21 protein-coding genes are annotated in these 20,777 nt (G+C 49.8%); 13 read left to right on the top strand and 8 right to left on the bottom strand.

The features are described 5' to 3' along the window. Positions 1-148 precede the first annotated feature (148 nt). Both hppD and Q1A54_RS12540 read left to right on the top strand, forming a co-directional pair. Positions 149-1,243 (top strand): 4-hydroxyphenylpyruvate dioxygenase, encoded by a 1,095-nt coding sequence (hppD, locus tag Q1A54_RS12545; protein ID WP_196115459.1) that lies wholly within the window; start codon positions 149-151, stop codon positions 1,241-1,243. A gap of 572 nt (positions 1,244-1,815) precedes the next feature. Further along, a complete protein-coding gene (locus tag Q1A54_RS12540) occupies positions 1,816-3,549 on the top strand; it encodes a phospho-sugar mutase (RefSeq protein ID WP_299988559.1) in 1,734 nt (577 codons plus the stop codon). Between the two features lie 59 nt (positions 3,550-3,608). Here the strand turns inward: Q1A54_RS12540 and Q1A54_RS12535 are convergent, their stop codons facing one another. Continuing rightward, a complete protein-coding gene (locus tag Q1A54_RS12535) occupies positions 3,609-3,899 on the bottom strand; it encodes a histidine kinase (protein WP_299988556.1) in 291 nt (96 codons plus the stop codon). Between the two features lie 107 nt (positions 3,900-4,006). Continuing rightward, complete coding sequence (locus tag Q1A54_RS12530; protein ID WP_299988553.1) at positions 4,007-5,263, bottom strand: PAS domain-containing protein; 1,257 nt, start codon at positions 5,261-5,263, stop codon at positions 4,007-4,009. A 437-nt stretch (positions 5,264-5,700) separates the two neighbouring features. Between Q1A54_RS12530 and Q1A54_RS12525 the strand changes: the two genes are divergently transcribed. Then, on the top strand, positions 5,701-6,285 hold the full coding sequence (locus Q1A54_RS12525) for a nitroreductase (protein ID WP_299988551.1): 585 nt from the start codon (positions 5,701-5,703) through the stop codon (positions 6,283-6,285). A 161-nt stretch (positions 6,286-6,446) separates the two neighbouring features. Here Q1A54_RS12525 and dnaB read toward each other — a convergent pair whose 3' ends face one another. Continuing rightward, positions 6,447-8,009, bottom strand: coding sequence for a replicative DNA helicase (gene dnaB / locus Q1A54_RS12520; protein ID WP_230392032.1), 1,563 nt, complete (start codon positions 8,007-8,009; stop codon positions 6,447-6,449). Positions 8,010-8,152: 143 nt separating this feature from the next. Between dnaB and Q1A54_RS12515 the strand changes: the two genes are divergently transcribed. After that, complete coding sequence (locus Q1A54_RS12515) at positions 8,153-9,532, top strand: Mur ligase family protein (protein ID WP_299988548.1); 1,380 nt, start codon at positions 8,153-8,155, stop codon at positions 9,530-9,532. Positions 9,533-9,543: 11 nt separating this feature from the next. Next, the gene (locus tag Q1A54_RS12510) at positions 9,544-10,356 is read left to right on the top strand and encodes a 3'-5' exonuclease (RefSeq protein WP_299988544.1); all 813 of its coding nucleotides are present in this window, start codon (positions 9,544-9,546) and stop codon (positions 10,354-10,356) included. A 148-nt stretch (positions 10,357-10,504) separates the two neighbouring features. Here Q1A54_RS12510 and Q1A54_RS12505 read toward each other — a convergent pair whose 3' ends face one another. Both Q1A54_RS12505 and Q1A54_RS12500 read right to left on the bottom strand, forming a co-directional pair. Next, positions 10,505-11,113, bottom strand: coding sequence for a hypothetical protein (locus Q1A54_RS12505; RefSeq protein WP_007658181.1), 609 nt, complete (start codon positions 11,111-11,113; stop codon positions 10,505-10,507). Positions 11,114-11,134: 21 nt separating this feature from the next. Then, entirely contained in the window at positions 11,135-11,929 is a 795-nt protein-coding gene (locus tag Q1A54_RS12500) for a M48 family metallopeptidase (RefSeq protein WP_196115443.1), read from the bottom strand. A gap of 387 nt (positions 11,930-12,316) precedes the next feature. Here Q1A54_RS12500 and Q1A54_RS12495 point away from each other — a divergent pair, with 387 nt between their 5' ends. The 8 genes from Q1A54_RS12495 (at position 12,317) to Q1A54_RS12460 (ending at position 19,034) form a co-directional block, all read left to right on the top strand. Beyond that, positions 12,317-12,928 (top strand): fumarylacetoacetate hydrolase family protein, encoded by a 612-nt coding sequence (locus tag Q1A54_RS12495; protein ID WP_299988539.1) that lies wholly within the window; start codon positions 12,317-12,319, stop codon positions 12,926-12,928. After that, positions 12,915-14,807, top strand: a complete 1,893-nt coding sequence (locus tag Q1A54_RS12490) for a M23 family metallopeptidase (RefSeq protein ID WP_299988536.1) — start codon at positions 12,915-12,917, stop codon at positions 14,805-14,807. Before Q1A54_RS12495 ends, Q1A54_RS12490 begins: the two co-directional genes overlap by 14 nt. Before the next feature lie 136 nt (positions 14,808-14,943). Beyond that, positions 14,944-15,396, top strand: a complete 453-nt coding sequence (gene bcp / locus Q1A54_RS12485) for a thioredoxin-dependent thiol peroxidase (protein WP_299988533.1) — start codon at positions 14,944-14,946, stop codon at positions 15,394-15,396. Positions 15,397-15,571: 175 nt separating this feature from the next. After that, positions 15,572-16,468, top strand: coding sequence for a transketolase (locus Q1A54_RS12480; protein WP_299988530.1), 897 nt, complete (start codon positions 15,572-15,574; stop codon positions 16,466-16,468). A gap of 13 nt (positions 16,469-16,481) precedes the next feature. Next, the gene (locus Q1A54_RS12475; protein WP_299988528.1) at positions 16,482-17,435 is read left to right on the top strand and encodes a transketolase family protein; all 954 of its coding nucleotides are present in this window, start codon (positions 16,482-16,484) and stop codon (positions 17,433-17,435) included. A gap of 127 nt (positions 17,436-17,562) precedes the next feature. Then, positions 17,563-18,102 (top strand): RNA polymerase sigma factor, encoded by a 540-nt coding sequence (locus Q1A54_RS12470; RefSeq protein ID WP_196115430.1) that lies wholly within the window; start codon positions 17,563-17,565, stop codon positions 18,100-18,102. Positions 18,103-18,145: 43 nt separating this feature from the next. Further along, on the top strand, positions 18,146-18,580 hold the full coding sequence (locus Q1A54_RS12465) for a hypothetical protein (protein ID WP_007658196.1): 435 nt from the start codon (positions 18,146-18,148) through the stop codon (positions 18,578-18,580). Positions 18,581-18,587: 7 nt separating this feature from the next. After that, positions 18,588-19,034 (top strand): hypothetical protein, encoded by a 447-nt coding sequence (locus Q1A54_RS12460; protein ID WP_299988523.1) that lies wholly within the window; start codon positions 18,588-18,590, stop codon positions 19,032-19,034. Positions 19,035-19,157: 123 nt separating this feature from the next. Here Q1A54_RS12460 and pepE read toward each other — a convergent pair whose 3' ends face one another. From pepE to Q1A54_RS12445, 3 genes are all read right to left on the bottom strand, one after another. Continuing rightward, positions 19,158-19,892 (bottom strand): dipeptidase PepE, encoded by a 735-nt coding sequence (gene pepE, locus Q1A54_RS12455; protein WP_299988520.1) that lies wholly within the window; start codon positions 19,890-19,892, stop codon positions 19,158-19,160. 158 nt (positions 19,893-20,050) lie between these two features. Next, a complete protein-coding gene (locus tag Q1A54_RS12450) occupies positions 20,051-20,299 on the bottom strand; it encodes a hypothetical protein (RefSeq protein ID WP_196115425.1) in 249 nt (82 codons plus the stop codon). A gap of 81 nt (positions 20,300-20,380) precedes the next feature. After that, positions 20,381-20,641, bottom strand: a complete 261-nt coding sequence (locus Q1A54_RS12445; RefSeq protein WP_007658204.1) for a hypothetical protein — start codon at positions 20,639-20,641, stop codon at positions 20,381-20,383. Positions 20,642-20,777 lie beyond the last annotated feature (136 nt).

Here is a 20,777-nt window from a genome sequence, read left to right as displayed (position 1 = left end):
CGTCATTCTGTTTTTTACAAAGTTGGAAACATGCCGTAGTAATTGCAAGAATTAACAATGATAATTTACTGCGGCACTACCCGGGTTTTGATAAACGCATAAAAGCTGTATTTTTACAGAATCTATGATTTAAACCATACCTATACCTATGGCAACAGATATTCTGCCGCTGAACGGCACAGATCATATTGAGTTTTATGTGGGTAACGCCAAGCAGGCTGCTCACTTTTACCAGACGGCTTTTGGTTTTAAACTGATCGCTTACGCTGGTCCTGAAACAGGCGTAAGAGATCGCGCTTCGTATGTACTGCAGCAGGAGAAAATCCGCCTTGTGCTGACTACCTCCCTTGATCCAAACTCAGATATCGCGCAACATGTGCATCAGCATGGTGACGGCGTGAAAGTGCTGGCCCTATGGGTAGACGATGCCGAGGCTTCCTTCCGTGGTACAGTGGAGCGTGGTGCAAAACCTGCCATGGAACCGAAGACGCTCACCGATGAGCACGGTGAAGTGAAAGTAGCCTCCATCCATACCTATGGCGATACCATCCATACCTTTGTGGAGCGCAAAAACTACAACGGTGTGTTTATGCCGGGTTACGTACCACGCCAGAGCCAGCTTGACATTGAGCCAGTCGGTCTGAAGTATGTGGACCACTGTGTAGGCAACGTGGAACTTGGCCACATGAACGAGTGGGTGAAGTTCTACGAAGATGTGATGGGCTTCAAACTGTTGCTCACCTTCGACGATAAGGATATCAGCACAGAGTATACCGCCCTGATGTCAAAAGTGGTTTCGAATGGCAACGGATACATCAAGTTCCCGATCAACGAGCCAGCTGAAGGTAAGAAGAAGTCTCAGATCGATGAGTACCTGGAGTTCTACAAGGGCGCCGGTGTACAGCACATCGCGGTGGCTACCAACGACATTCTGCATACCGTAGCGGAGCTGCGTCGCCGTGGCGTGGAGTTCCTGTATGTGCCGGAGACCTATTACGAAGACCTGATCGAGCGCATCGGCCACATCGACGAAGACATGGCAGACCTGCGTAAGCTGAACATCCTCGTTGACCGCGATGACGAAGGTTATTTGCTACAGATCTTCACGAAACCTGTAGAAGACAGACCAACCGTGTTTTACGAGATCATCCAGCGCAAAGGAGCCAAATCGTTTGGCAAAGGCAACTTCAAAGCCCTGTTCGAAGCCATCGAGCGTGAGCAGGCGCTACGTGGTAACCTTTAAGCCGCAAGCCAAGTATAGCACGGTGTAACCCGTGTTAGATACTCCGATTTTGCTATATTCAAATCACACCAGTTCTCAGAACCGTTAAGCGGTAAACGAAGGGCTGGTGTGATTTTTTGTGCGATTGGAGGTATAGGGAAGTAGGTGAGTGATTTAGTGAGTAAAGTCCAAGTAGGCTCATACCACTGGCAGGTATAGCAAGACTAACTCGCACAGAACCTACGCAGCAAATAGCGGTGCCAGGTGCGCCTAAAAGACTACCCACTGTTTGAGCGTTCAGCGAGTTTGGGGAGTCTTGACTTTTTTGCTTACTTTTTGTGTCAAGACAAAATGTAAGGCCCGCCCGGCCAGGGCAAAAGCTGCCCGTCGCACAGGCGAAGCTATGGAACAAATCAGGTTACTATACCTTCAAAAGCCGTAGCTATGCCTAGAGCAACAGGGCCAGAGGCCCCACCATAGCAGACACGAGCGAGGACGCTCGCGCCATATACATTTTAAGCTGCATAGCCATAAATGCTTGCGCTATAAATTAGAAGAAAGTATCAACAACAACATACAACACCAACAAGACTATGATTGAACCAACTATACAGCAAAAAATAGACGCTTGGCTGAGCGGCAACTACGACAACGCTACCAAATCAGAAATAAGCAATCTGCTAGAGCGCAACGAACACGAAGCACTGGCCGACGCCTTTTACAAAGACTTGGAATTTGGAACAGGCGGTTTGCGCGGCATCATGGGCGCGGGTAGCAACCGTATGAACCGCTATACCTTGGGTATGGCGACGCAGGGCCTTTGCAACTACCTGAAGCAAAACTTCCCGGGTGAGCGGGTTAAAGTGGCCATTGCGCACGATTGCCGCAACAACTCTGATGTGTTCGCCCGTATCGCCGCCGATATTTTCTCAGCGAACGACATCGAGGCTTATCTGTTTGAGGCGCTTCGTCCTACACCGGAGCTATCCTTTGCCATCCGTCACCTAGGTTGCCAGAGCGGTGTAGTCGTAACAGCTTCGCACAATCCAAAAGAATACAACGGCTACAAGGTATACTGGAACGATGGTGCACAGGTAACCGACCCGCACGACAAAAACATCATAGCTGAGGTGAACAAGATCACGTCTATCGACGAGGTAAAATGGGAGGCAAAATCAGGCAACATCCACATGCTGGGCCAGGAAATGGACGAGGCTTATATTGCCAAGGTGCAGAACCTTTCCATCTCACAGGATGCTATTAAAAACCAGCATGACCTCAAGATCGTGTTCTCGTCTATACACGGTACAGGTATAACTTTGGTGCCGGAGGTACTCAAGCGTTTTGGCTTCACGAACGTGCATGTGGTAGAGGAGCAGGCTACGCCAGACGGCAACTTCCCGACAGTAGTGTACCCCAACCCGGAAGAAAAAGAAGCGATGACCCTGGCTCTGAACAAGGCGAAAGAAATTGACGCCGACCTTGTCATGGCCACTGACCCGGACTCTGACCGTGTAGGTATAGCTGTGAGAAACCTGGAAGGCGAGTTCGAGCTCCTGAATGGTAACCAGACAGGTGCTTTGTTGATGAACTACCTCCTGTTGGCCTGGCAGAAAGCTGGCAAGCTAACTGGCAAGGAATTCATTGTGAAGACCATTGTAACTACCGATCTAATCAAGGACATTGCTGATAGCTATAACGTGAAAATGTACGAGACCCTAACCGGCTTCAAGTACATCGCTGAGAAAATCCGGGAGTTGGAAGGCAAGGAAACGTACATCGGAGGCGGCGAGGAAAGCTACGGCTACATGATCGGCGACTTCGTGCGCGACAAAGATGCTATTTCGGCCTGCGCCCTGATCGCCGAGATGGCGGCTGTGGCAAAAGACAGAGGACAGAGCTTGTTCGAGATGATGGTGGAGATCTATACCCGACACGGCTTTTACAAAGAAGAACTGGTATCCTTCACCAAGAAAGGACAGCGTGGTGCCGAGGAAATACAGCAGATGATGGCCGACATGCGTGCCAATCCACCACAGGCCATTGCCGGTTCTAAAGTGGTAGAAGTAAGCGACTTCAAGCACAGCACCCGAAAAAATCTGCTGACTGGAGAGGAGTCCAGACTGGACCTGGAGAGCTCCAATGTGCTGCAATACCTGACCGAAGACGGCAGCAAGGTATCTGCTCGTCCGTCAGGCACCGAACCGAAGATCAAATTCTATATCAGTGTGAATGAGCCTTTGGCTTCTAAAGATGAATTTGATGCTGTAAATAAGCAGCTGAGCCAGAAGATCGAGCAGATTCTGGTAGACCTGAAACTTCGATAAGCTTTCAGGATACAAAAGAGGCCGGCAGTTTAAAATTGCCGGCCTCTTTTATTTTGTACCTATACCTTTTGAAGCCTTTCATCTAAGCCTGAAAGAATCTGGATAAACTGATCTGACCTGAAATCCACTTCTTTTAGCCCATCATGGGCCTGCTCAATGAGCCCTTTACTGTAAAGCTTGTAAAGGTTCAACGCTATCTCGTTCATTTGCTGATGAAGCCGGATAAGCTGTAAAATTTCAGGTTCATGGGCGTACCGGATCTTACCCACTGTAGTAAACCAAATATCTATTGGCCCTGCATTGGAAAAGAAGTTTGCATCGAAGGTTCCGCCGTACAGAAATGAGCGCACCTTCGACTTATACAGAATATGTTTTATCCTTAGTTGCTGGAAATCTAGCCGTGCTGCCTCCATCTACACAACGTCCCTCAATTACTATTTTTTAAACGGACTTCTGACTAAAGTGACGAGAGGTCTTCTAGCTTCTTTTTAAACAGAATCTCATTGGTAATGTCGTAGCCAAAGGCCAGGATGCCTGTAATTTTGCCTGCCTCGTACACAGGCTGGTAGGAGAAGTTGAAGAACCTCTCCTCCATCTCATCAGTGCCGCCCTTTGGCAAGATGATAGGCACGCCCTCTGCAATGTAGGTTTCACCTGTCTCGTATACCCTGTCGAGTAATTTTATGAAGCCCTGTGCCTTGATATCAGGCAGTGCATCTCCTAGTGGCATCCCGATCAGGTTGCGACCCGGGTACAGCTGCTGGTATTTGTCATTCATCAGCTCAAACCGATGCTCCGGCCCTCTCAAAATGACAAACATAGCCGGAGCTTCCATGATGAGTCTTTCCAGTGTTTTGCGCTCTGATTCGGCTTTTTCGTAGGCGTGCTGTACCTGGTCTGATAGCAGCGCCATTTGCTCGTTTGAGTCCAGCAGTTCCTGTACCAGTTTTCTCGTGTCGTGTATGTCGGTCGAGCTGCCAATCCACATGGTAATATTGCCTTCGGCATCTTTCATAGGTATTGAGCGGGACAGGTGCCAGCGATAAGTCCCGTTTTTGTCTCGCATACGCAACTCCATCTGCATCTCGGCTCCCTCCTTAGCTGCCGTCTCCCATTTGGCCAGCGTATTTTCCAGGTCATCAGGATGAATTATCTGGTCCCAATTGATCTGTAACAGTGTTTCCAGATTTATACCGGTGTATTCTTCCCAGCGCTTGTTAAAATAAGAGGTCTTCCCTCCAGGTTCTACGGTATAAATAAGTTGAGGCAAGGCTTCTGCCATCACCTTGAACTTCTCTTCACTCTTCTGCAAGGCCACCTGTGATACTTCGCGTTCTGTAACATCAAAAGGCTTCTGCATAATGTATTCCACATTGCCTTCACTATCGAGAATCGGTGTCTGGTTAACTTCCCAGAAGCGCACTTCATATCCACCTCCCTGAGAATCAGGTTTTTGAATATCATAGCGCATTGCCTCCAACCTCACAGCCTTTTTTGTTTGTAGCACCTGATCCAGGCCTTTTTTTACAGCATTGTCCTGGTAAGAATTTTCCCTCTCAGGGAATGCTTCCAGCAAGAAATGTAAGCCTATTAGCTGATCCCTTGTGCGCAGGCTGCTCTCGAGAAAGGCATCTGTTGCCGCAACAACTTTGTACTCGGGTGAAAGCACTACAATAGGTTCGGGTATACTATTGAACAGTTTATTAAAATTCATAGGAGCCTACTAACAAATAACGATAATCTTAAAGATAGTAAATCTTGAACACATACTTTGCCGCTCCAATTATAGGAGTAAGCATTTTAAAGTAGATTTTTTGCTAGGTTGAGAGCAGTACAACTGGCGGTTATTTACACATATTCCGCAAGTTTAGTTTTAGTACCACCTGTGATTATACATAACGCCGGTTTATAACCGGAAAAGCTACTGCTGTTACAAGTTAAGTAATCGGTGTTTTTCATAGTCTGCCCTAGCCGGACGAGCCATTCTTTTTGTCCTGACACAAATCAAAGCTCCTCCTCTACTCGCTAAACACTCAAAATTGCAATGCGCCAGGTTGTGCTAACACTACACGAAATCCTATTAACCTGACCCCGACATTTAATTTCATTGTCCGTACTTTTGCAACACCAAATAAGATCAAAACTACCTATATGGATACATCATTCTCAGAAATAAGCAATATTATCCGGAACCGCAGAACGACTAAGCCTGGCAAAATGAACGGGCAGCGTATACCGGACGAGCAAGTGGAAAAACTGCTGGAGTTGGCGGATTGGGCTCCTACTCATGGCCATACAGAACCCTGGCGCTTTAAGGTATACGCCGGCGATAAGGTACAGGACTTCTGCCAGGATCATGCTGAACTGTATAAGAAACATACCCAACAGGAGCAGTACTTACAGGAAAAGTATGACAAACTGCTGCATATGGGTGACAAGGCCTCTCATGTAATAGTAGCCTACATGCAGCGCGGCAATCTGCCCAAAATTCCTGCCCTTGAGGAAATTGCCGCTACTTCCTGCGCCATCCAAAACCTGTTGCTGGGCGCTACGGCCCTAGGTATAGCCAGCTACTGGGGTTCAGGCGGTATGGCTTACCGTCCGCCTATGAAAGAGCTGTTGCAGTTGCGCGAAGAAGACGTCGTGCTGGGCATTCTTTACTTGGGTTATGCTGATGCAATAGCAACTGAGGGCAAGCGCATCGTGCCGCTGGAAGAAAAAGTAGTGTGGATGTAAAATGGAAAAGCCGCTGGCTCTCGGGCTCAGCGGCTTTTCTTCCTTTGGCTTAGAATCGTATCGGCAAAAAATTCAGTGAGTGTATAAGCAGGTTCAAAATATTGATCGACCTGGTTTACTCTCGCTTGGCCTTATGTTAAAATTATTTCTTGTCTGAAAAATTAGAATGGCGGCTCCTCATCAAAGCCTGAGGCCGGGAATCCCCCCCCACCGTTACTACCGTCATTCATACGGCTGCCCAATCGAATGGCACCCGGTGTCTCCGTATCGAAGCTACTGTTAGGCAGTGCATTAAATCCGCCGTCACCTCCAAAATCAGAGTCCAGGTTGGTAAACTTGGTGTACTTGCCAATAAACTTCAGCTGCACGTTTTCAAGCGAACCGTTACGGTGTTTGGCGATGATCACTTCCCCTACGCCAGCAGTCGGGTTGCCCATTTCGTCTTCGGTGATGCCGTAGTATTCGGGGCGGTACAGGAAGAGCACCATGTCGGCGTCCTGCTCGATGGAACCGGATTCACGAAGGTCAGACAGCTGCGGGCGTTTGTCGCCACCACGAGTTTCCACGGCACGGCTCAGCTGCGACAGGGCAATTACGGGTACGTTCAGTTCCTTGGCCAGCATTTTCATGGCTCGGGAGATCGATGCAATCTCCTGTTCACGGTTACCACCACCCTTGCCCTCGGCATTGCCGCTCATCAGCTGCAGGTAGTCAATGATCACCATCTGAATGTCGTACTGCGCCTTTAGTCGGCGGCACTTGGTGCGAAGCTCACGGATAGAAAGACCCGGCGTATCGTCAATGAAGATCGGTGCTTCGGTCAGTTTAGAAATCTTATGGTTGAGCTGTGCCCATTCGTAATCTTCCAGACTACCTTTCTTGATCTTTTCAGAATCGAGCTCGGCCTCCGAAGAGATCAAACGATTCACCAGCTGCAGCGAGGACATCTCGAGTGAGAAAATCGCCACACCCTTTTTGAAATCTACTGCCGCGTTGCGCAGGCAGGAAAGCACGAAGGCCGTCTTACCCATCGCGGGACGAGCCGCCAGAATGATCAAGTCTGATTTTTGCCAGCCAGATGTCACACGGTCCAGTGCCGTCATGCCGCTTGGCACACCGGTCAGACCATCAGTCTGCTTGCGCTTCTCTTCGAGTTCCTTGATAGCCTGGTGCATTAAAGAACGCATGTCGTCGAAGTTCTTACGGATATTTGATTCCGAAACTTCGTAGAGCTTGGCTTCCGTTTTGTCAAGCAGTTCGAATACGTCGGTGGTGTCTTCAAAAGCACTGGATAGTACTTCAGAAGAGATCGAGATCAGATCCCGCTTGATGGAATTTTCCGTGATGATACGGGCGTGGTACTCGATGTTGGCCGCTGAGTTAACGCGGGTAGTTAGCTGGGTAACGTAGTAAGCACCTCCTGCGAGCTCCAATTCGCCGTTTTCGCGCAGCTCATGTGTTACGGTCAGGATATCGATTGGCTCTGACTTATCGAACAGGGCCAGAATTGCTTTAAATATGCGTTGGTGCGCCTCTTTGTAAAAAGAACTTGGGCGCAGAATGTCGATCACCGTGGTCAGCGCATCCTTCTCCAACATTAGAGCGCCTAGCACGGCCTCCTCCAAATCTAGTGCCTGCGGCGGTTTTTTACCCAACTCTGCCACAGCAGGGGCCTTTTTTGCCCAATTGCCGCGGTTGCCAGTTGGCCGCACGTTCATTTTCATCTCCTCCATAAGCACAAATTTAAAAAGTAAGCCGTCCAAGTAATCCACAAATTACGGAAGATATCCACATATTAGCGTATAGCTATTTACATTTAACTCAGGAATTCTAATTTTGTCGGTTCGCTAAATGGATAGCATGGATTATGGAGAGAACGGATTTTAAACATATTCACCTGATCGCCACGGGCGGCAGCATCATGCACAACCTGGCATTGGCACTGCATGACCAGGGTATAAAAGTGACTGGTTCGGACGATGAGATTTATGAGCCGGCCAAAAGCCGCCTGGCTGCCGCAGGTATACTGCCGGCTGAGGAGGGCTGGTTCCCGGAAAAACTAGACGCCAAGCCCGATGCTGTCATCCTGGGGATGCACGCCCGCATCGACAACCCGGAGCTGCTTCGTGCGCAGGAACTAGGTATACCGGTCTACTCTTTCCCGGATTTCATTTACGAGCTAAGCAAAAACAAACAGCGCATCGTGATAGGTGGCAGCCACGGCAAGACCTCTATCACCTCCATCATCATGCACGTGCTCCAGCACTGCGGCCGTCTGTTCGACTATGCCGTGGGCGCACAGTTGCAGGGCTTCGACCGCATGGTGAAGCTCACGGAGGAGGCGCCGATCATCATCATTGAAGGTGACGAGTACCTCTCTGATCCGATCAAGCGGGTACCGAAATTCCACCTGTACCACCACCACATCGGGGTGATCAGCGGCATCAGCTGGGACCATATCAACGTGTTCCCAACGCAGGAAATATACCGTGACCAGTTCCGCATATTTGCTGAGATGACGCCAAAAGCCGGCACGCTGATCTACAACCAGGATGACGAGCAGGTACAGCTGGTGGCCGTGCCACGCAATCCAGCTGATATTGCCTACATCGGCTATACCGTGCACCCTCACAGTATCCGCAATGGTAAAACCATCCTGCATACCAAGAAAGAAGGTGATGTCGAGATTCCGCTGTTCGGGGAGCACAACCTCCGCAACATCAGTGCAGCCAAAGAGGTCTGCAAGAAGATCGGCATCAAGGCGCATGACTTTTATGAAGCACTAAAAACCTTCAAAGGAGCAGCTAAACGCCTGGAGAAACTCGGTGAGAGCGACAATACGGTGATCTTCCGCGACTTTGCACATGCGCCTTCTAAAGTAAAAGCAACGACAGAAGCCGTGAAAACACAGTATCCGCAGCGCAAGCTGGTGGCCTGTGTGGAGCTGCATACTTTCAGCAGCCTGAATAAGAATTTCCTGCCGCAGTATGCAGGCGCCCTCGACAAAGCTGATGTGCCGATCGTGTTTTTCAGCCCTAAAACGGTGGAGCACAAGCGCATGGAAATGCTATCAGAAGAGGATCTGCGCAGTGCTTTTGGCAACCCAAAGCTGCAGGTATATACCGACTCTAACGCCCTGCTCGAGCACCTGAAAGGGATGGACTGGCAAAACGCCAACCTGCTGCTCATGAGCTCCGGCACTTATCAAAACCTTGACCTGGAGGCGCTCAAAAAAGCGGTTCTGTAAACCACCCTTGTATGAAGCTGAACCTGAAGCGCCCCATTGTATTTTTTGACCTTGAAACCACCGGCACCGACATCTGCAAAGACCGCATTGTCGAGATCAGTGTGTTGAAAGTAAAGCCAGACGGCGAAGAAATACTCAAGACACGTCGTATCAACCCGACTGTACCGATTCCGTTGGAGTCGAGTTTGATTCACAAGATTTACGACGAGGACGTGAAAGACGCTCCTACTTTCCAGCAAGTGGCCCGTAACCTGTACCAGTTTCTGGAGGGCTGTGACCTGGGTGGCTACAACCTGGTGCGCTTCGATATACCTTTGCTGGCTGAGGAGTTTCTGCGGGCAGGTATAGACTTCGACATTGACAACCGTCACGTAGTAGACGCCTGCCGTATTTTCCATATGATGGAGAAGCGCACGCTATCAGCCGCCTATAAATACTACTGCAACAAGACACTCGACAACGCCCACAGCGCCGAGGCCGACACAGTAGCAACTTATCACATCCTGAAAGCACAGCTGGAGCGCTACGAAAATACGGTGGTGGAAGTGGCTGAAGGTATAGAAGAAACGCCTATCCAGAACGATATGGCGCAGTTGCATAAGTTCACATTCGAGAAGTCAGCCGACTTAGCCGGCCGCATCGTGTACAACAATGCCGGGCAGGAAGTCTTTAACTTTGGTAAGCATCGCAATGTGCCCGTAGAGGAAGTACTCAGCAAAGAGCCAAGCTATTACGACTGGATGATGAAAGGCGATTTCCCGCTGTATACCAAAAAGATCCTGACCCGCATCCGGCTGCGCAACATGCAGAGTAGTGTGTCATAGATCCCTATGCGGAGCCCCTATCTCAAGGATTTGCTGGATTAAAGATTTTCAGGAGTTCAAATGGGCTAAATCCTAACAAGGATAAAAAAGGAGCGGGCTGACAGAAAACTGTCAGCCCGCTCCTTTTTTTAGATAGCTATACCCTGGACTAATTCTGTCCTGAGTTCTTCAGCCTGACGCCTTGCAACAGGTTATTGCCTTCCTGCACCTTGTGACGGCAATCGTAGCCGGCAGCCCGGATCGAGCACTGACAGCCGGTAATCCGGTTGTCCTCGAAGGTAAAGTAGCAGAAGTCACAGCCAGCTGTGGCTTCGCAAATGTGCTTCATCGACTTGCTACTCAGGTATAGGCTGTTGTCTGAAGACACATCCAACTCCAGCGCCATAGAGCGGAAAGAGCCGTTGTGTATTCCCAAACCTACCAGATAGTAGGTAGCAGGCAGCTTTTTGTTGTCCTGCACCTTATGGATCGTCACTTTGTTCACCACCGTTCCGTTACCGAACTCCTTTATAAAAGGCTGTATCAACTCCTGCTGTGGCACTACAAAGTCAATCTCGTCAAACACCACCTGCGCCAACAATTGCCCGTCATACTTTGGTCCGGCCTCCTCGTCAAGCGGCTCCTCCTCACTTTCCTCGGGGAAAGCTTCGCGGCGGGTACAGCCAGCGGCTACAAGTAGGATCAAGGACAAGGCCAGCGACCAGCGCAGGCAGGTCAGCAGCAAGTGCCGGCCATTGGCTAAGGGTGATGCAGTCATGTAGGTTTATCGGGTTAGTGATTATTTCTTGTAGTACTTCAGCGCTTCCGGCATATAGCTCTGCAGGTTGGCGCGACGCGTACCCGCGCTCGGGTGCGTGCTCAGGAACTCCGGTGGTGCCTGTCCGCCTGACTTTGCCTCCATGCGCTCCCAGAAAGGTATAGCTGCCTGTGGATCGTAACCGGCCATCGCCATAAAGATCAATCCCAAACGGTCGGCTTCGCTCTCCTGGTTACGGCCGTACTTAAGCAGACCCAACGTAGAACCAGCGCCATAAGCTGTCATGATCAGTTGCTGTGCTACACCCGGCTGTGTACCTGCCAGGGCAGAAAGCGTCTGGCCGCCAAACTGCTGGGCCAGTTGCTGGCTCATGCGCTCGTTACTGTGTTTCGCAATCGCGTGAGCGATCTCGTGTCCCATTACTACGGCCAAACCAGTTTCGTTCTGCGCGATCGGTAGTATACCTGTGTAGGTTACGGTCTTACCACCAGCCATGGCCCAGGCGTTTACCTGCTCATCCTCAATCAGGTTGTGCTCCCAAGCGAAGCCCTGCAACTGGTCTGACATGTTGTTGGCAGCCATGTATTGCTCCACCGCACGCTGAATGCGCTGACCGGTACGCTTCACCATGGCCGTAGCCTGTGCGTCGCGCGACAACTTGTTCTCTTTCAGGAACTGGTCGTAAGCGTCGTAACTCATTTGCATCATCTGCGCGTCTGACACGAGACTCAGCTGTCTGCGGCCTGTGATTGGCACCGTCGTACAGGCTACCATCATTACTGCCGCTATCGAAAAGGCGATTAACTTCTTGTACATAGTTTTAAAATTTAATGACTCTTAAATAGGCTTTTCAAATTTTGAACCAATTTTTAAGAATCAAGATAGTGTGGATCATTTAATATGATAAAATTACTATACTTTAACCGATAAAACAAAGTGCAACCTGTCACAAAACCGCAGCCTGCCACCTTGTCCGGTCTAGATTAGGTATACGAACGCTATATTATAAAATGTTGTAAGCGCCATGAACACAATAAAGCGGACCTTCTCTTGTTAAAGTATAAAAAAGGCCTGCAATAAATTCGGCCGCGGGCTAACAGAAAAAATTGTCCTGAAACTGATTCTTTTTGCGGAATTATGCTGAACTAAAACTGCAGATAGCCTATTTTTGAGAATCGATAAAGAAAACGCCCTTAATCTTTTATGAAAATTATAGCCATCGGCCGCAATTATGCCGACCATATTGCCGAACTCAAAAACGAAGTACCAGACGAGCCGGTGATCTTCTTCAAGCCTGACACGGCCATTCTGCGCAATAACGATCCTTTTTACTACCCGGAGTATAGCCAGGACATCCACCACGAGGTGGAATTGATTCTGCGCATCAGCCGCGAAGGCAAGAACATAGACAAAAAGTTTGCCCACAAGTATTACGACGCCATCGGCTTAGGTATAGACTTCACGGCCCGCGACCTGCAGGCCAAGGCCAAAGCCAAGGGTCTGCCCTGGACGCTGGCCAAAGGCTTCAACGGCTCTGCCCCGGTGTCGGAGTTTGTGCCGCTTGAGCAGTTTGAAGACCTGCAGGACATCAACTTTAAACTGGATGTGAACGGCGAGACCCGCCAGCAGGGCAACTCAAAAATGATGTTGAACACCTTTGACGACATCATCGCATATATCTCCCGCTTCATCACCCTGAAGAAAGGCGATATTATCTTTACAGGTACGCCTGAGGGGGTAGGTCCGGTGCAGATCGGCGACAGATTGGAAGGCTATGTTGAAGATAAAAAAATACTTGATTTTGAAGTTAAATAAGCGCCTCGCGCTCCTTTTCGCTTACGTTTTTACCACTCTTGCAGCGGCTGCTCAACCAGCGCCGGAACAGGGCTACTTTATGTTCCCCATCAAGCCGGGAGTGCGCAACTACTTGTCGGGCTCCATGGGTGAGATACGCTCCACCCACTTCCATGGCGGACTCGACATCAAGACTGACCAGCGGGAAGGCCTGTCGGTATACGCTGCCGCAGACGGGTATATTTCGCGTGTGAAGATGTCTACCTACGGGTACGGCAACATCATTTATGTGACGCACCCGAACGGACTTACCACTACCTACTCGCATTTGCTGGCCTTTTATGATCCTTTGGCAGACTACATCCTGCAGAAACAGTACGAGAAAGAAACCTTTGAAATAGAGCTGTTTCCTGAGAAAAACCTTTTCCCGGTGAAGAAAGGACAGATCATTGCTTTGTCCGGTAACACAGGAGGCTCCGGTGGTCCGCACCTGCACTTTGAGATCCGTGACTCCGAAGACCGCCTGTACAACCCACTGCGCTGGGGCTTCAAAGAGATCATCGACACCACACCACCTGACTTGCTGGGCCTGGGTATACAGCCCCTGAACATCTATGCCCGCATCAACCAGGAGTTTGCGCGTAAGGAGTATACTCCGAAGAAAACGAATGGCGTCCATACCTTGCCGGACACGGTGTTTGCCCACGGCCTGATCGGCTTTGAGCTGCAGACCATCGACCGCTACGACGACACCCAGAACCGCAACGGCACGCAGGACGTGACCGTGTATGTAAACGACAAACAGGTATACAACCACCACATCGACCGTGTACCTTTTGAGCTTTCAAAACAAGTATCGCAGCACGTGAACTACAACGTGTACCGCCGCACCGGACGCACCTTTCAGAAAGCCTACGTGGATTACGGCAACGACCTGCCGCTCTATACTGCGCCGCAAAACCGGGGCAGACTCAACGTGCAGGCCGATTCGATCTATCATGTTCGACTGGTAGCGAAAGACACTTACAATAATGCCTCCACTCTGACCTTTGTAGTGAAGGGACAGAAACCGACTTTCACGCAGGCTACAAATGGCAAAGTGACCAAGCCGCAACTGAGCTACGAGATCGTCGGCAATATCTTAAAAGTGAATGCCTCAGACACATCCGCCACCCCACGCAACGTGGAGATGGTGGTTAACAACCAGCGACTAACGCTGGTGCCAAGCTATACCAAAGGCGCTGCCTCGGTGAGTTTATATGACCTACGCGGCGGTTTGCCTGAGTCGCTGGAGTACTGCGGCACCTCTACCCCACTCGACCTGCAGGCTGCTATACCTGCGGGGCAGGAGCATAGCTTCAGCAACCGCGACATGACCATCCGCTTCGCAAAGGAGAGCCTATACGACACGCTATACCTGCAAGCCAAAAAAGAAGGCGATGTCTATACCATCGGCGATTATTTTACGCCATTGCACAAGCCTATCAAGGTGACTATTACACCGAGTACGCCGGTAGCAGACAAGAGCAAAGCCGCTGTTTATTACCTGGGCCTGGGCAAGGGCCGCGGTATGCTGGGCGGCGCCTGGGACGGCAACAGCATCACCTTCTCAGCCCGGGCAATGGGTAAGTTCAAGGTGCTCGAGGATGTAAAAGCCCCAACGATCAAGCTGCTTAGCAAAAGTCCGACACAGATCAGGTTTAGGATCGGCGATGACCTGTCAGGCATCAACTCTTTCCGCTGCGAGGTAAACGGCAAGTGGTTGCTGATGAAATACGAGCATAAAACTGCCACCATATACTCCGAAAAATTAGATAAAAGCATACCTTTGTCAGGTAAAGTGGTTTTGAAGGTAAAAGACAACGCCGGAAACGAAGCGGAGTTTACGACTACCATCTAAAACCAGGCTGCTCTGCGCAACGGTTTTACTTGCGAAGGACGACCTGTAAAGGACATTACCTACTGGATGAAACTGAAAAAGGCTGGAGGTGCAAGGTATAGCGTATACCTGCAACGCCAGCGAAATACAGAAACCCATGGAACTGAAAATCGGAGACAAGGCGCCCGAGTTTGAGGCGCAAGACCAAAGCGGCAATACCGTAAAGCTGAGCGACTACCGCGGCAAGAAAGTGGTGCTCTATTTCTACCCGAAAGACAACACCCCTGGCTGCACCGCCCAAAGCTGCAACCTGCGCGACAACTACAGCGCCCTGCAGGCCCAAGGCTACGAGGTGATTGGCGTGAGCATCGACGGCGAAAAGTCGCACCAGAATTTTATCAGCAAATATGAGCTGCCTTTTACACTGCTGGCCGACACTGATAAAAAGATAGTAGAGCAGTATGGCGTGTGGCAGGAGAAATCGATGTATGGCCGCAAGTATATGGGCACGATGCGCTATACCTTCGTCATCGACGAGGAAGGCACCATCGAGGACATCATCACGAAAGTGAAAACGAGCGACCACGCCGCCCAGATTTTGAAAAAGTAACGCAAAGCGCAGTTGTCCGAAAAGGCGGCTGCGCTTTTTTCGTTGTATATTTGCTCTAGCAAAAGAGAAACAGGACCATGGCTACAGCAAGTCAGGTATAGCCCGACCCAAGCGCTGTGAAGAAACACTTTGGTGGTTATTTTGAAACAACAATTTAACCATCAAAAATTAAGCAATGAATAAAATCAACAATTTAACAATTCATAAAATCGTGAACCCACACAATAAAAGCATCGAAGAGCTTAAGGAGATCGCGGCACAGGTTCGCCGTGACATCGTGCGCATGGTGCATGCGGTAAACTCCGGCCACCCGGGCGGCTCGCTCGGCTGCACGGACTATTTCGTGTCGCTGTACTTCCGCATGATGAACTACAAGCCTCAACCTTTCAACATGGACGGCGAAGGCGAAGACCTTTTCTTCCTTTCCAACGGACACATCTCTCCGGTATGGTACAGTGTGTTGGCTCGCGCTGGCTTCTTTGAGGTGTCCGAACTGGCTACCTTCCGCAAGATCAACTCAAGGCTGCAAGGCCACCCGGCTACTGAAGAAGGCCTTCCGGGCATTCGTGTAGCGTCTGGCTCACTGGGTCAGGGACTGTCGGTGGCAGTTGGTGCCGCACAAACCAAGAAGCTGAACAAGGACAGCAATCTGGTGTATGTGCTGATGGGCGACGGCGAACTGGGTGAAGGTCAGGTATGGGAAGCGGCTATGTATGCTGCCCACAACAAAGTGGACAACCTGATCGCGACCGTAGACCGTAACTACCAGCAAATCGACGGCGGTACTGAAGAAGTACTCGCCCTGGGTGACCTGCGTGCCAAGTTCGAAGCATTCGGCTGGCATGTACTGGAGGCTGACGGTAACAACTTTGAGACTTTACTACCTGCTTTGGAAGACGCCAAAAGAGCCACTGGAAACGGTAAGCCTGTCATGATTCTGATGAACACGGAGATGGGCTTTGGCGTGGACTTTATGATGGGTTCGCACAAGTGGCATGGTGTAGCACCAAACGACGAGCAGCTGGAAATCGCACTTCAGCAACTGGCAGTAGAGCAAGCTTCAGATTACTAAGGAAAACACAGAGATGAAAGAATATACATATTCAGAGAAAAAAGACACCCGTTCTGGTTTTGGCGCTGGCTTGCTGGAGTTGGGTCGCACTAACGAGAACGTAGTAGCCCTTTGTGCTGACCTGATCGGTTCGCTTAAAATGGACGCGTTCAAAAAAGAGTTTCCAGAGCGTTTTTACCAGGTAGGTATAGCCGAGGCCAACATGATGGGTCTGGCTGCCGGTATGACGATTGGTGGCAAGATTCCTTTTACAGGCACCTTTGCCAACTTCTCAACAGGCCGCGTGTACGACCAGATTCGTCAGTCCATCGCCTACTCTGGCAAGAACGTGAAAATATGCGCTTCGCACGCTGGTCTGACACTGGGCGAGGACGGTGCCACGCACCAGATTCTGGAAGATGTGGGCATGATGAAAATGCTGCCGCACATGACCGTAATCAACCCATGCGACTTCAACCAGACTAAAGCTGCGACTATCGCGATTGCCGAGCACGAAGGTCCGGTATACCTGCGTTTCGGTCGTCCGGCTGTGCCTAACTTCACCCCTGCCGATCAGAAGTTCGAGATCGGCAAAGCGGTGATGCTGAACGAAGGAACAGACGTGACCATCATCGCCACAGGTCACTTGGTTTGGAAAGCCATTGAAGCGGGTCACATACTGGCCGAAAAAGGTATCAGCGCTGAGGTTATCAACATCCACACCATCAAGCCATTGGATGATGAGGCTATCCTGAAGTCAGTTGGCAAAACCAAGTGCGTGGTAACAGCCGAAGAGCATCAGATGAACGGTGGATTGGGTGACTCAGTGGCGCAACTGTTGGGTCGCCAGCTGCCTGCTCCACTGGAAATGGTAGCCGTAAATGACTCTTTCGGCGAGTCCGGCACACCAGACCAGCTGATGGAGAAGTATGGCCTGAGCACCGAAAACATTGTAGCCGCCGCCGAGCGCGTGATGAGCCGCAAATAATACGAAGCTATACCTTAGCTTTTTATAAAAAAAGAGGCTGCACTGTTAAAGTGCGGCCTCTTTTATTTTTATGGACTATATTGCATATTCAGACAGGTTCAATCGCCCTGCCCCTGCTACCTGACACGTGGAAGACAAAGAGATCCTAGAAAAATTCGCTAACCCTGATAGCCGTAATCTGGCCTTCAACCAGCTTATCCGGAAGTACCAGCAAAAGATTTACTGGCACGTTCGGAAAATGGTGATAGACCACGACGACGCCGATGACCTCACACAGGAGGTTTTCATCAAGGTGTGGAAGAATCTGGAGAATTTCCGGCAGGATGCGCAGCTATATACCTGGCTCTATCGTATCGCCACCAACGAGTGCCTTACCTTCCTTTCAAGTAAGCGCAAAAAATTCTTTTTACCCATAAACGATGTGGCCGCAGAACTCACCGAGAAGATAGACTCCTCTCCCAACATTGATGGGGACGAGATCCAGCTCAAACTTCAAAAGGCTTTGCTGAGACTCCCTGACAAGCAAAGGCTGGTCTTCAACATGAAGTATTACGACGAACTTAAGTACGAGGAAATTTCTGAAATTCTGGGCACATCAGTGGGTGCTTTGAAGGCGTCTTATCATCATGCCGTAAAAAAAATTGAAGAATTTATTAAACAAGATTAAACTATAGAGCGCTACCGCTATCTAACTGATAAGTACATTGAATATGAAAAACGATTTTAAACTAAGCGACTTGCCCAAGCGCAACATCTACGAGGTACCGGATAAGTACTTCGACAGACTGCCTGCGCAGATCATGGAGCGCACCGCCGGTGCCGGGTATAGCCCTGCGCCCTGGTATGCTGCCGCCTGGAAGCCGCTCAAGCTGGCTATGGCTCCTCTGGTATTACTACTGGTCGCAGGTATCGTTTACTTCTCGCAACTGCGTCAGGAAAAAGAGGAACCGGGTGTTGTACTGGCGACCGTAGGCGACGAAGCGATCATGGATTACCTAAGCACTTATGCTGTGCTGGAGAGTTCTGATTTTGCCGATATGACTACACTATCTAACCCTGAAATGACAGCCGAGTTTTTGAACGTGAGCTCAACAGCTGCCGAAGAGGAACTAGAATATTACCGATTGGATACGATTGACTACTAATTCACACATGAAAAGATTGCCCTTTATTTTACTTCTTTTTTGCGCATTCACGTTTGGCACCACGGCAGCCATGGCACAGACGGGCCGCCCGCAGGACAAAAACGTGGAAGCCGCCAAAGTGGCCTTTCTGACTGACAAGATGGAACTGACCGCCGAACAATCGCAAAAGTTCTGGCCGCTCTACAACGAGTATGAAACCAAGCGCCGTGAACTGGTGCGCTCCTACCGCAGCGGCTACCGCGAAGACGTAGACCAACTGAGTGATCAGGAAGCGAAAGCTCGTCTGGATGGTATGTTCAGCACCCGCGAAAGAGAACTGGAGTTGGAGAAGGAGTATGTGGCGCGTTACCAGCGTGTGATCTCTTCTAACCAGATCATCAAACTCTACCGCAGTGAGCGCGAGTTTACAAAGCTCCTCCTCAAAAAGCTGGAGGCCAACAACAAAGCACAGTAGTTTTTTTGAATAGATAATTATAGTGAGAACAGCAAAAGGACCTGGCATTTTGCCTTGTTTTTTTCAGCAAAAAGCCCCTGCTAATGGTATAGCAGGGGCTTTGCATTTTTACCGGGCTTGTGCTTAGTAAGCCTCCAGCAGAAAGCTGATATCATCGGTCGGCTTAAACTCCATTGCCGGTTTCCCCTGCAGGAAGATGCGCGCAGCGTGTGGGCCCAGCAGGTTTATCTTCTCCCCTTTTATACGCAGCATGCTGCCTTCCCGCAAACCGACTACAGGCTGACGATTGTGCACATGAAACTCCTGAATGCGGGTCTCACGGGTCTCGCCCATGTGTGTCGAGTCAGGCAGTGGATCAAGGTAGTGCGGATTGATATTGAATGGCACGAGTTGCAGCGCATCAAATGATTTCGGGAACACGATCGGCATATCGTTGGTCGTACCGATTGTTTTGCCTGCCACATTGGTGCCAGCACTGGTGCCCATGTAAGGCATCCCTTGCTCTACCCGCTTCTGTAATGGCTCGATTAATTTATTGGCGTAGAGTTGGCGCAGCAGCAGAAAAGTGTTGCCTCCCCCTATAAACACGGCCTCCGCCTGCTCTACCGCTACAACCGCATTCTCCGACTCATGCACACCACTTAAACTGATGCCCATCGCTTCAAATGCTTCGCGTGCTTTGGCGGTATAATCGGTATGGGAAATGCCACCCGGACGGGCATAAGGTATAAACAGGATGCTCTTGCGGTCACCCAGCAATTCTTTTATCTCACTCTGGCAGTGCTCCAGGTAGCCGGTGCCGTGGGTGGTTGATGTGCTGATTAACAGAATATCTTTCTTTGGTAGGGCTTTTTTCATTTGTCTGTATTTTAGGTGATACGGGTCGCGTATACCTACAAAAGTATCAAATTCCGGCGAACCCCTCTCCTTTCAGCTTTTATTCAGTTGCTATACCTGCCCGGATCAGCTGTATAAACAAAGCATACCTACACCTATTCTTGCTGCTATACCTGTTATCAGGTCTTCACTCTTAACTTGATTGTTTCCAGGTAAGGATCCAGGGAGGCTTTATTGGTAAGGGCGCGCACCAGACCAATGGTTTTGAGATCGTACAGGAACCACACCTCCACATAGTAATTATGAAACCAGTACAAATCAATTTTACACCATCCGCGGATGATGTGATGCAGATATCGCCCTTGCTCCAACACCAATGCGGCTTGCTCCCGGGGCGAAAGCGAATTAAACTCAGAAATATTCAACATAAATCTACTCCATACCTTTGGCAATGAAAAAAGGCTGCCGGGGCAGCCTTTTGGTTAACGAAAATATCAGCGGTTTTGATATTAATTCAAATGTAGGGTGTATAACTCAAACCTGGTGGAGGCAAAACTCCAGTGCGAAGATGACGGATGAATCTCGACGCCGTCCTCATCCATGATTGTCACGGCAAAGCCGTCACCCTGGTTGAGGGGCTCGGTAAAGTGCTTCACAGGATACACTCTCCCTTCCTCGATCCATTCTTCCGGTTCGAAAGCCGGCATCGACGCATCCACACACTTCGCGTAGACAGCCATATAGCTTGGGGGAACAAATAAATTTACCATGTGTATGTAACGTTTTCAGAAAGATAAATAATTCCTGCCAATCAGGAAACATTGCCCACATTAAATTTAGTGAAGGCCTGCATAGAATTAAACACAAAAAGTGTGCCTTTGTTTTTACACGCCGCCGCCATCAGCA

Source organism: uncultured Pontibacter sp. (assembly GCF_947502515.1).
Taxonomy (GTDB): domain Bacteria; phylum Bacteroidota; class Bacteroidia; order Cytophagales; family Hymenobacteraceae; genus Pontibacter.
The sequence above is the reverse complement of the archived record's forward strand: the minus strand, read 5'-3'. Positions and strand labels throughout refer to the sequence as shown.